Source organism: Paenibacillus sp. 1011MAR3C5 (assembly GCF_003591485.1).
Lineage (GTDB): Bacteria > Bacillota > Bacilli > Paenibacillales > Paenibacillaceae > Pristimantibacillus.
The window spans coordinates 356,796-368,832 of the sequence record NZ_QZCF01000004.1; the positions used below are offsets into that span (position 1 = coordinate 356,796).

The 12,037-nt window shown below is 47.4% G+C and carries 12 protein-coding genes and 1 pseudogene; 10 read left to right on the forward strand and 3 right to left on the reverse strand.

What is annotated here, in order from left to right; translation table 11 throughout:
- Nucleotides 1-46: 46 nt before the first annotated feature.
- The 6 genes from tatC to D3P07_RS15335 all read left to right on the forward strand — a co-directional run bounded on the left by tatC (nt 47) and on the right by D3P07_RS15335 (nt 5,844).
- On the forward strand, nt 47-847 hold the full coding sequence (gene tatC / locus D3P07_RS15310) for a twin-arginine translocase subunit TatC (protein WP_119801090.1): 801 nt from the start codon (nt 47-49) through the stop codon (nt 845-847).
- A gap of 146 nt (nt 848-993) precedes the next feature.
- Nucleotides 994-2,163, forward strand: a complete 1,170-nt coding sequence (locus tag D3P07_RS15315) for a YhgE/Pip domain-containing protein (protein ID WP_119801091.1) — start codon at nt 994-996, stop codon at nt 2,161-2,163.
- A 26-nt stretch (nt 2,164-2,189) separates the two neighbouring features.
- Complete coding sequence (locus D3P07_RS15320; protein WP_119801092.1) at nt 2,190-2,783, forward strand: TetR family transcriptional regulator; 594 nt, start codon at nt 2,190-2,192, stop codon at nt 2,781-2,783.
- A 185-nt stretch (nt 2,784-2,968) separates the two neighbouring features.
- Nucleotides 2,969-3,250 (forward strand): co-chaperone GroES, encoded by a 282-nt coding sequence (gene groES / locus D3P07_RS15325; RefSeq protein WP_028609403.1) that lies wholly within the window; start codon nt 2,969-2,971, stop codon nt 3,248-3,250.
- Between the two features lie 52 nt (nt 3,251-3,302).
- The gene (gene groL / locus D3P07_RS15330; protein WP_119801093.1) at nt 3,303-4,940 is read left to right on the forward strand and encodes a chaperonin GroEL; all 1,638 of its coding nucleotides are present in this window, start codon (nt 3,303-3,305) and stop codon (nt 4,938-4,940) included.
- Nucleotides 4,941-5,001: 61 nt separating this feature from the next.
- Entirely contained in the window at nt 5,002-5,844 is an 843-nt protein-coding gene (locus tag D3P07_RS15335) for a hypothetical protein (protein ID WP_119801094.1), read from the forward strand.
- Nucleotides 5,845-6,120: 276 nt separating this feature from the next.
- On the opposite strand, the gene D3P07_RS15340 is transcribed toward D3P07_RS15335, so the two are convergent.
- Both D3P07_RS15340 and D3P07_RS15345 read right to left on the reverse strand, forming a co-directional pair.
- On the reverse strand, nt 6,121-6,936 hold the full coding sequence (locus D3P07_RS15340) for a DUF368 domain-containing protein (RefSeq protein WP_119801095.1): 816 nt from the start codon (nt 6,934-6,936) through the stop codon (nt 6,121-6,123).
- 164 nt (nt 6,937-7,100) lie between these two features.
- Nucleotides 7,101-7,748, reverse strand: a complete 648-nt coding sequence (locus D3P07_RS15345; protein WP_119801096.1) for a DUF1232 domain-containing protein — start codon at nt 7,746-7,748, stop codon at nt 7,101-7,103.
- 181 nt (nt 7,749-7,929) lie between these two features.
- Between D3P07_RS15345 and D3P07_RS15350 the strand changes: the two genes are divergently transcribed.
- Nucleotides 7,930-8,994, forward strand: coding sequence for an LCP family protein (locus tag D3P07_RS15350; protein ID WP_119801097.1), 1,065 nt, complete (start codon nt 7,930-7,932; stop codon nt 8,992-8,994).
- Nucleotides 8,995-9,118: 124 nt separating this feature from the next.
- The gene (rodA, locus tag D3P07_RS15355) at nt 9,119-10,246 is read left to right on the forward strand and encodes a rod shape-determining protein RodA (protein WP_119801098.1); all 1,128 of its coding nucleotides are present in this window, start codon (nt 9,119-9,121) and stop codon (nt 10,244-10,246) included.
- 94 nt (nt 10,247-10,340) lie between these two features.
- On the opposite strand, the gene D3P07_RS15360 is transcribed toward rodA, so the two are convergent.
- Nucleotides 10,341-11,081, reverse strand: coding sequence for a stalk domain-containing protein (locus tag D3P07_RS15360; protein ID WP_119801099.1), 741 nt, complete (start codon nt 11,079-11,081; stop codon nt 10,341-10,343).
- 207 nt (nt 11,082-11,288) lie between these two features.
- Here D3P07_RS15360 and D3P07_RS15365 point away from each other — a divergent pair, with 207 nt between their 5' ends.
- Complete coding sequence (locus D3P07_RS15365; protein WP_119801100.1) at nt 11,289-11,768, forward strand: GNAT family N-acetyltransferase; 480 nt, start codon at nt 11,289-11,291, stop codon at nt 11,766-11,768.
- A 68-nt stretch (nt 11,769-11,836) separates the two neighbouring features.
- Nucleotides 11,837-11,983: pseudogene (locus D3P07_RS27795) on the forward strand (phage tail protein); the annotation flags it as partial.
- Between the last annotated feature and the right edge of the window lie 54 nt (nt 11,984-12,037).

Consider the following 12,037-nt stretch of genomic DNA (forward strand, 5'->3'; position numbering starts at 1 on the left):
GCTTTTTTCTTGTTCAAGACTGGGGAGAAAGGAGCAGCATATTGGCATGACGAAAGAGAAAACCGACGGAGCTGCGACTTCGCGCAAGAAGCTTATTCGCGAAGAGGGATTGATGCCCCTGCTAGAGCACCTGGGAGAGTTTCGGAAGCGCCTCATCTATGTCATGATCGTGCTTACACTGAGCCTCGTGCTAGGGATTGTCATTGCTGAGCCAGCTTATGATTTCCTAATGAGCCAAAAACCGGCCAATACGCTTAGCCTACATACGTTCTCGCTATGGGACGGCATTGGGATGTACATGAAAATCGCGTTTGTGATCGCTCTTGTTGTGACACTTCCGTTCATAGCCTTCCAGCTATGGTCTTTCGTGAAGCCGGCGCTAAAGCCGCATGAGCAGCGATCTACGCTGAAGTATGTTCCGTTCGCGCTTATCATGTTTTTGATAGGATTGGCATTTTCTTATTTTGTCGTTTTTCCGCTTGCCTTCAACTTTACCCGCACCATCGCGGGTCATTTGAATCTGGAGGAAACGTACGGCATCGTTCAATATTTTTCCTTTATGTTCGGGATCCTTATTCCGATTTCGCTATTGTTCGAGCTGCCTCTTCTGATCATGTTCCTGACGGCAATCCGGATTCTTAATCCGAAGCGGCTCCGCAAGATGCGCCGATTGGCTTATTTCATCTTGGCTATTATCGGCGTTGTGGTGACGCCACCGGACTTTATATCAGACATACTAGTTATTATTCCGCTCATAGCATTGTACGAGCTTAGCTTGTTTATGTCCGACGTGGTCTACAAGAAGCAGCAGATTGCGGATGCGAAGTGGCGGGAACAGGAAGAATAACAGGGCGAAGCCCGGCATAGCTTACAGAAGATCTGTCGTGATTGCGACAGGTCTTTTTTTGTTCTTGACAGATCGATAGGTAAGGAACATAATTTAAACGAACGTTTTAAACAAATGTTTAATATATAAAAACAGGAGTGGAGTCCATGAAATCAGCCATACAAGCTTTTATGAAGAGGCCTACGACATGGGTGGGCATTATTACGGCATTTATGTTCCAAATCATTTTCGCAGTCATCTGGATGACAGGTTATAATGGAGTAACGGATCGTGTGGATCAGCTTCGAATTGCGGTTGTGAACGAAGACACGGCTATGGGGCAGCAGATTGCCGCCAATCTGGCAGAGAAGCTCCCATTCGATATCGTTCAGAGCGCGTCTTTGGAGGAAGCGAGAGCCGATCTGAATGAGCGCGAGATTCAGATGGTGCTGCATATCTCAGCAAGCTTCAGCGAGCAAGTGGGCAAGCCTGGAGAGCAGGCTGATCTACACTATTACTTGAATGAATCCAATCCTGCGTTGATCAAAAGCATGATGAGCAGCGTAGCATCTCAAATAACGGCCGAAGTGAATCGCACAGCCGTCACGATGGGCATTCAGAAGACGCTGACCGGCATGCAGATGCCGGACGATCAGGCGGCATCGACTGCGCCACTCCTAGCAGAACGGGTTAAGGGCGTTGTCGAGTCGTCCAATGTTGTCGAAGGCATGAACAACCAAATGGTGCCAATGATGCTGGTGCTCGCTTCTTATGTCGGAGCCATGATTATGGGGATGAACCTGGAGCAATCGTCGATGGCGACAGCCGCCAGTGTAAGCAAATGGAGACGGTTCGGCACAAGAGCGATCATTAATGTGGTTTCTTCTGTCCTAGTTTCCTTGGTAGGTGCCGCTCTGCTCGTAGCTCTGGGGGGACAGCTCGATCACGGGTTCCTGTATTTGTGGGGATTCCAATGCTTGTTCCTGCTAACCTTTATGTTCGTCTCTCAAATGTTCCTGTTCTTGTTCGGCATGGCCGGCATGCTGTTCAACATTATGCTGCTGTCGGCGCAGCTCGTATCCTCGGGTGCGATCGTGCCCCGCGAGCTGCTTTCGAACTTCTATACCGGACTCGGCGAGTGGCTGCCGGCTACGTACGCGGTTGACGGGACGATGAATATCCTGTTCGGCGGTCCGGGCGTAAGCTCTGATGCCGGAATGCTCGTGGCTATCGCCTTGGCAGCTATTGCAGTCAGCGCTATCGCTGTATTCGCGAAAGGGCGGCAGGCGGTTCGCCAGCCGCAGGTTGCGATAGCGAGTCAGCGCAAAGATAAGTAAGCGACAACGATTATCGGAGGTTGATTATGACATTAGCCGAAGAACATGATATTAAACAACGGATTCTGCTTGCGGCGAAAAAGCTGTTTGCGCTTCAAGGATTCGACGGTACGACAATCAGACAGATTTGCGAGGAGGCAAGCGCCAATGTGGCGCTTGTCTCGTATCATTTCGGCGGGAAAGAAAATTTATTTGGCGCGCTTTTCGAGAACTTTTTTCCAAATCAAAAAATCGCTTCCATCGACCCGAGCTTTCATCCCGTTGAAGGAGTCAGGCTGGTCATACGCGAAGTGACGCTGTATCGGCATTCGGAGCCGCAGTTGATCAGTATTATTCAGCAGGAGATCATTCTGAATACGCCGCGGATCCAAAAGATTCGTGAGCATGTCATGCCGATGTGGCAGATGCTCAGACATTGGATGGAGGAGGGACGCAGGCAGGGGTATTTTGCTTTCCGTTCGCTCGATTCGGCATTCATGTCGGTAACGGGTACGCTGCTTTTCCATCGGGATCAGGAGTATTGGATGCTTCTTCGCGAAGACAAGAAGCCGGACGTGGAGACGCTGGCCGAAGATTTGACGGACTTTATTCTGTATGGCTTGCGCTACAACGGGCAATGACGCAGCGGCTAGAGGTTTGCAGACGGGCAAGCGGACAAACTGGTGTAAAAATCCTGCAAAAATAGAGCCAGGCACTTGAAATCAATCGCAAAAATGAGTATGATAAAAATGGTTGTTAGCACTACACGCTTATGAGTGCTAACGAATTTACAATAAGTGACAAATTTAGAAGGAGGCTATTTTCAATGATCAAACCTTTGGGTGAACGCGTATTGATCGAACCAATCGCGAAGGAAGAAACAACTGCGAGCGGCATCGTGCTGCCGGATACGGCTAAGGAAAAGCCGCAAGAAGGCAAAGTAGTGGCTGTGGGCAGCGGCACGCTGAAAGACGGTGTTCGCGTAGCATTGGAAGTAAAAGAAGGCGACCGCGTTCTGTTCTCCAAATATGCGGGCACAGAAATCAAATATGAAGGCAAAGAATATTTGATTATGAAGGAAAGCGACATTCACGCGATTTTCGGCTAAGTTCGCGTACACATACTTAATCTCTAATCCAAATTTCGGGAGGTAATTGCACATGGCTAAAGAAATCAAATTTAGCGAAGACGCTCGCCGTTCCATGCTCCGCGGGGTTGACGCTCTGGCAAATGCGGTGAAAGTTACGCTTGGACCAAAAGGACGCAACGTCGTTCTGGAGAAAAAATTCGGCAGCCCGCTCATCACGAATGACGGTGTTTCCATCGCAAAAGAAATCGAACTGGAAGATGCATTCGAGAACATGGGTGCACAGCTTGTTAAAGAAGTAGCAACAAAAACAAACGACGTAGCAGGCGACGGTACAACTACGGCGACTGTTCTGGCTCAAGCGATGATTCGCGAAGGTCTGAAAAACGTTACAGCTGGCGCTAACCCTATGGTTATCCGCAAAGGCATTGAGAAAGCCGTTAAAGCTGCTGTTGAAGAGCTGAAAGCAATCTCCAAGCCAATCGAAGGCAAACAATCGATCGCTCAAGTTGCTTCCATCTCGTCGGCTGACGAAGAAGTAGGCCAACTGATTGCAGAAGCGATGGAGAAAGTCGGCAACGACGGCGTTATTACGGTTGAGGAGTCCAAAGGCTTCAACACGGAGCTTGAAGTGGTTGAAGGCATGCAGTTCGACCGCGGCTACGTGTCCCCTTACATGATTACGGATACGGATAAAATGGAAGCGATTCTTGACAATCCTTACATCCTGATCACGGATAAGAAGATCTCTAACATCCAAGAGATCCTGCCTGTTCTGGAGAAAGTGGTTCAATCCGGCAAGCAGCTTCTGATCATCGCAGAAGACGTGGAAGGCGAAGCTCAAGCTACGCTGATCGTCAACAAACTGCGCGGCACATTCACTTGTGTAGCGGTTAAAGCTCCTGGCTTCGGCGACCGCCGCAAAGCTATGCTGCAAGACATCGCTGCTCTGACTGGCGGCCAAGTGATCACAGAAGAGCTCGGCCTTGAGCTGAAATCGACTGCTGTTGAGCAACTGGGCTCCGCTCGTCAAGTGCGCATCACAAAAGAAAACACGATCGTGGTAGACGGCGCTGGCAACTCCGCTGACATCCTGGCTCGTGTGAATCAAATCAAAGCGCAATTGGAAGAAACCACTTCCGATTTCGACAAAGAGAAGCTGCAAGAGCGTCTGGCGAAACTTGCTGGCGGCGTAGCGGTAATCAAAGTCGGCGCAGCTACTGAAACAGAATTGAAAGAGCGCAAGCTTCGCATCGAAGACGCTTTGAACTCCACTCGCGCAGCAGTGGAAGAAGGCATCGTATCCGGCGGCGGCACAGCTCTTGTGAACGTATATAAAGCGGTAGCGGCTGTAAATGCAGAAGGCGACGAGGCGACTGGCGTGAACATCGTTCTTCGTGCTCTGGAAGAGCCAATCCGCACAATCGCTGCGAACGCTGGCCAAGAAGGCTCCGTTATCGTTGAGCGCCTGAAAAACGAAAAAATCGGCGTAGGCTACAACGCAGCTACTGGCGCTTGGGTGAACATGTTCGAAGCAGGTATCGTTGACCCTGCCAAAGTAACTCGTTCCGCTCTGCAAAACGCAGCATCTGTAGCGGCTATGTTCCTGACAACTGAAGCAGTTGTTGCCGACAAGCCTGAGCCGAAAGGCGCAGCTGGCGCTGGCATGCCGGACATGGGCGGCATGGGCGGTATGGGCGGCATGATGTAATAAATCATTATCGAAGTAATTCGATAATGAGCGACCGCGCTCAAGCGGTCGATTTCACGCGATGGAGCTGGAAATCGCTCCATGCGGCAATCATCAGCTATACCCTGATATACCAAGAAACGGGACCTTTAAGGGGTCCCGTTTTTTGATAGTAAATTCTAATAGCTTATTGCTTGCGGAACAGATACCTTTTAAGCGGGGAATAGTGATGAAAAAAAACTCGAAGCAAATTTTTAAGAAAAAATGGTACTTATTTATGCTTCCGATTATTTTCCCGATCATTGTAAGTCAATTCATTCGGTTGCCGTTTGGTAATTGGACAATTGGGGGAGAAGATTCGTGGGTTAGTTTTTTTGGAAGCTATCTTGGTGGTATTATTGGAGGATTAATTACGCTGTATGTATTTAAAAAGACTATCGATAATCAGTCGGAAATTGAGAAAAGGTTACGGTCTGAGCAGGAGGAATTAAGAAAGCTATCTATTAGACCTTATTTCACTGCACGGATAGTTCATTCAATCGATCATAACGAATACGTTTTCGAAACTGCATATCTGCCTCTAACAGAGGAGATCTTTGAGGCGGCCGAGGATATTTCTTTCATCAAACTTGAGAATGTGGGAATGGGAAATGCAGTAGGGATAAAGTTTTATGCAGATGCAGGTTATTATATGGAAATGGGTCTTGATCCTGTAGCTTTGAAAGTTGGAGGGTCGATGGTAGTCCATTTAAATGTTTTGGGTAAATTAGACGGTGATATTTTTACAATGAAGTTGAGGTACACTGATCTTTTAGGAAATCCTTATAATCAAGTGATTAAACTGTTGAAGCAGCAAGGTAAGATTTTGGTTTTATCTGTTAGTGAACCCATACCGATAAAGGAATTTGGAATGAAAATAGAATAAGCTCTATTAAATTGAGCGATCGATTTCAACAAAATCTAGAATTATAAATCACGGAGGGTCTCTTGTCATAAACCACTACCGTGTGAACGGTTTGAAAGGAATAGTTGATGGCAACAGCGGCAAAGGCTCGTGGCATGCAAGCAGCGATCAATAGAGCGTAAATAGCGGTAAGAATCAAACGTTTGCTGCAAAGCTCCGGACTACATCTTGCCGACAAAAGAGAGGCTTTGTACTCGTTCAACTGAACGATACAAAACCTCTTTTTGGTTAGAAAAATTAAGCTTTTTTTCTTAAGCTGAACAGCAGCGTGGTGGCAATGCCAAGGACAAAGGTCAAAACACATAACATCAGTGTGCTTGTTTCATCCGCCAACCCAGGGTACATGACCGCCACGGAGCCCATAATCATCCCGATCATAAGGGCGTAGGTCACATTGGCATAATGGGCCAGCAGGGCGCGAATCGCTTTGCTGCTCACAACGAAACCGATGATTACGCCGGCACCAATTACTGCGATAAGCAAGAAGTCCAGCGAGGACAGCGCATGTATCGCGGTCGGGTATACGCCGATGATCAGAAGTACGAAGGAACCGCTGATGCCGGGCAACAGCATGGCCATGCTGGCGAGCCAGCCCGAGAAGAACAGGCCAAGAAGCGTTAAGACCGAGCGATCCTCAATCGGCAATCCTGTTTTATCGGCGTTAAAGAAGGCGAGAGAGGCGATAAGCGCGCCTGAAATGATCAGCAGAATGACATGAACCGGGCGAAAGTTCTTTCTTGCCTCGGATTGATGCAGCAGCAGCGGCAATACGCCGATGACAAGACCGATAAAGAAAAATTGCGTCGGCTCATAGTGATGCTCCAATAAATATTTGATGAGACGGCTGAAAATAAGCAAGGCTGATCCCATGCCGACGGCTAGCGGGATCAGGAATCCGATCTGGCGTCTCCAATTTTTGCTGAAAAATCCGCTGATTGCTGCAAGCAGCCGTTCATAAATGCCTAACATGACGGCAATCGTGCCGCCGCTTATTCCGGGAACAAGATCGGAAATGCCCATAAGCAGCCCCCGGTAAAGATTCCTCCACTCCACTGTGTTTCATTCCCTCCTTTATAATCTGGTCTATCGTATCCTATTTTGGAAGGGGGATCAACACCAATATTGACGAAATCGCGAACTTCATTGAAACATTGTCAACGAAAATATCGCTTCACACGAACATGAAGGAAAAGAAGAGTAGGATTAGAGGCTATCGTCTAGTTGAAGAACGAAGGGTTTTTCAGGTGGAGTTTTTGTGCCACATGATTTACGGCAATCGCGTCATCAATATAACCGAGCGGGAAAATATAATCTGGTATCAGGTCCGTCGGGATAATAAAGTAAATCAATGCGCTTCCGATAAGCACCCGCTCCCAGGTTCCTTTATTCAGACGATACTTCGCGTACATATCTTTCAGAAATTGTATATAGGGTCCGGCGCTTCCCGCTTTGGACAGCTTCTTATCGAACTTTTTCAGAATCATGGCCTGTCCTTCATCCGTTTGCGAGAACAACTCGTATTTGGACAGCTCCTGCTCCATATTAGCTATGCTATAGGGTTGCGTACTCAGGTTTGAGTGCGCTAATAGAGACTGAATGTCGGCAATCGATGACTGCAGATCCGTCAAGCGCGGTTCGATGGAATAACCTGCCGCGAGAAAGAGCTCCGATACCGGCAATTGGAGACATTCGGCGAACTGTTGCAGATGCTCGGGGGTTGCTTTGCGCTTCCCGTTAATAATACGTGAGATCGTGGCAGTATCGACAGCCGTGAGCTCGCTAAATTTTCGCAAAGAGAGAGAGCGCTGCTGCAGCTTGTTTTTGATAAGATCCCCCAAGGGATTCGGGCGATTCGGTTCGTTCATATTAAATGCACGATCCTTTCCTTCGTTATGGCTCCTTGCTTTTCTATTATGCGACGTTGAGGCCCCTGATTTCAATGAATATATCGATCTGTTGACAATTTGTCAACAGATCGATATATTAGTGACAACGTCGTGACCATCGATATTCTTGTCGCGTCTAGCATCAGGAGGGATATTTCGTTTGAGGATTAATCGTTTGCATATTGTGTTGTTATTTGTGCTGCTGCTCATTGCGACAGGTTGTTATGCGGTATATAAGCATGTGTCAAGTACGACAATTGATTTAGATAACTCGATTCTTGACAGAGACATGTTGGATTCGATTCGCAGCCAGGAAGAAAATGAGAGATTCGAAGATGCAATAGAGGAAGTAGAGGAAGACTTCTATATGCTGGTTATCGGCCTTGATCATAGTGACAGCCACAGCGGCATGAATACGGATACGTTGCTGCTCGCGCATGTCATTCCGCAATCGAATAGCATAAAGCTTCTATCGATCCCAAGAGACCTTCGGGTCACGAATTTGCGAGGGACAGACGCCAAAGTTAATTCCATGTTCGCCAGCGGATACCAATATGCGGTACGTGAAGCACGGGATCATCCGGAGCTGCTATCCGGCAAGAAAGTGAAGCTGGGACAGTTTACGTTCGCTGAGGAATACATAAGCTCGGGAATGGTTACGACAAGAGAGACGATTGAGCGTTATTTTAACATAGATATAGATTATACCTTTCTCGTATCCTTCGAGACGCTAACGTCTCTGGTTGACGCTGTAGACGGAATAGAGATCGACGTGGAGAGGCGTATGGAATATGATGCCCCCAGCGAAAATATGTACATCCGGCTTTATCCCGGTCTGCAGGTGCTGGACGGGGAGCAGGCGCTGCAGTATGCGCGGTTTCGCAAGGACAATCGCGGCGAGGCTTACCATTCTAATGATTTTGAAAGGGGATTGAGGCAGCAGCAGGTCATTACCGCATTGGTACATAAGCTGACTTCATGGAACAGCCTTCCCAAAACATTCGAGATCGTGGACATCGTCACCTCCAACCTCAAGACCGATATGGCGCCAGGCACGATGCTCTCGATGGTCAAAGCCTTATACGGGAAAATTAATACAGATCATATATATAGCTTACCGTTCCCGGGGCAATGGCAAAGTCCGTTCGTGGTTGTGGACGATGAGAGTCTGGAAGAGTTGATGGAGCAATTGATCTCCATGGATCCTCCCGACTTGGCTAGCTGATTCGATATTAGCACCGTATTGAAAGAAATCTTTGAATGAGTGACTTCCAATTTTGTACAATAGGGTTGTATGGTTAACCAGATCGAAATCTCTCTCGATCGGAAAGCAGGGTCTATAAGAATTGATGATTCAAAAAGCTAAACGGTTGGATGGGGTCATTGTCGGTATCGTAGTATGTTTTGCTTTCATTAGTACGCTGGTTATTGAGAGTGCTACGATGGGGACACGTTATGAAGGGCTGCATATCGCGAACATCGAGATGTATGCGGTCATGGTGATTCCGATGCTGCTCGTCGCGATGATGGATTATCGGCTCATAGTCCGCTATCTGTCTTATCCATCCTATGTTGTCGGTGTGATACTGCTCGTTATGGTTCTAGTCATTGGCGTTAATCTGAATGGTTCTACACGCTGGATCGAGATCGGCTCGCAGCAATTTCAACCCTCCGAATTGATGAAGATCGCCTTTATTCTGACATTGGCCCGTTTTTTGGGAAACCTTAACGGTCGATCGCCTCGCTTTTGGAGGGAAATTGTGCCGGCGCTTGGACTGTTCATCATTCCGTTTTATCTGGTTTTCAAGCAGCCTGATTTGGGTACATCGATCGTTTTTATCAGTATTCTTGTCAGTATTCTGTGGATGGCTAATATGCAGTTGAAGCAGATCGTTATCGGATTGTCAGCTATATTAGTGGTGGCGGCTGGAATAACAGCTTTATATTTTGTTCAATTCGATCTCTTCTCGAAGGTCATTAAGCCGCATCAGCTTGAGCGAATACAGACCTTCATTGATCCCACGCTGGACCCGGAGAATAGCTGGCATGTGAAAAACGCACAGACGGCGATCGGTTCAGGCGAGCTATACGGCAAAGGCTTCATGCAGGGGAACCTCGTACAGGGCGGCTATGTGCCCTATCATTATGCGGATTCCATCTTCGCTGTTATTGGCGAGGAATTTGGCTTCGTTGGGTCAACGCTGCTGCTCTTGCTTTACTTTTTACTTATCTATCGAATGATTATCATTTCTTACAAATGCCGGGACCGGGCGGGCTCTTATATCATTGTCGGTATTATCGCTATGCTGGTGCTGCAGATATTCGAGAACATCGCGATGCATACCGGGTTAATGCCTCTGACGGGCATAGCCTTGCCTTTTGTAAGTTATGGCGGAAGCTCATTATTAACGAATATGCTGTCGATCGGCTTGGCGCTGAGCGTTCACATTCATCAAGATTATCCATTAGCAGAGTAAGTGTCTCTGCATCACGATACTTATGACAAGACCCGCAAGTGGGCCGCTGTATGTACAGCACCTGCCTGCGGGTCTATTTATTTTGCAAGACGAGTTAGTCCAGAATCAGGCCTCTGTACTTATAGTAGCCTTGCATACTGATGATAGATCCATCCGTTGACTTACTGTGTCCCGAGACGAATACAGCCAGAAACTTATCGGTTAGCGCCTCGGAATCGGGGTTCAGATAAATATCCTCCAAATAATCGAGTGCGTCGCTGTAATCGTCGAGTGCGCCTTTGTAGAGTGTAAATGCTTTGGTGATGCCTTTGGTATCTGCGCCGATGCTTGTGAACAACTTTTTATATGCTTCGTATTCCTTCAGCAAGCTATTGTAGTTCTTGGAAGCTGTATTGTAATCGTCATAGCATTTATCCAGTGTGTCGGTTTGGTCGTAATAGATGATATCATCGTAAGCATCCATCAGGCTTTCGGCCAAATCCATTAAGCGGAGGCCAAGGTCGTCCAGCGTTTTGTAGAAGTCCATCGCTTCCACGTAGTTGATGATTTGTTGCTCAGCGTCTGATTTGACAGGGGCATTGGATTCTACATTTACGGTATAGGTGGAAGCGTCCCATGTCGACTTGACACCGGCTTGCTCCAACAGGGATAAAGGCACCATGGTGCGACCCTTTAATATAACCGGCGGAGTATCCTTCGGGATAACCTCTTTTCCATTAATGACAAGCTTAACAATGTTATAGCTCTCGAATGTCCCCCACTTTGCAGCAGCGCTGACTATCCCGACAGCGGCTAGAATTAAAACTAGCGACAGTAAGGCAACTTTCTTCTTCATCCGGCATTCTCCTCGGTTGGAAATAGTAGTATACGTAGCCCAGTATAATCCGGAACATAGCTACTGAAAAGAAAAAAATAACAATCCTTTTGCGGGAATAGCCATGAATCGACAAATTAAGGGTCCATCATTGAAAATTAACTAGAATTAAATAGAATTTCGGTATAAACTAGTAAATATGCATTAAATGGCAGGGGGAGAAAAGTCATGGTAGATCAGAGGGCCATTACGTTTGTCCCTGCCCGGGAAAGGCAAGAAGATCAATCCTTTCAATATGAGGTATACGCAAGTACCCGATTGGAGGAGATGAGGCTAATGGGCTGGGATATAGCCCAGCAGGATACCTTTCTTCGGATGCAATTCATGATGCAGCAAAGGTCATACGCCGCCCGTTACCCGAATGAAGCCTATCAACTCATTTTATATGACGGGGTGGAAGTCGGTCATCTGTTAGTTTCGAGAGAGGATAACGCCATTCGTCTAGTAGATGTGGCCATACTCCCTCACTACAGAAATAACGGAATCGGAACCTTTGTCATCAACAATCTTATGCAAGAAGCCCTGGCAACGGGGAGGTCAACTATGCTGCATGTCGTGAGGTCCAATCGCGCGATCAAGCTTTATGAGCGCCTTGGCTTTACGAAGTCGGCGGAAAATGAAATGTATATCGAGATGATCTTTCAGTAGTGTTACCGCTTACAAATCTGTCCATGAGGTGAATTCATGTGAGTGATCAATACGTAGGTGAAATTCGAATGTTTGGTGGCAATTACGCTCCGATAGGCTGGGCGCTTTGCAATGGTCAACTGCTGAGTATTTCGCAGAATGAAGTATTATACATGCTACTAGGGACAACATTTGGCGGCGATGGCCAGACTACTTTCGGAGTGCCTGATCTGAGAGGGCGAGTTCCGATTCATACTAACAGTGCATTGCCATTGGGTAGCCTTGGGGGA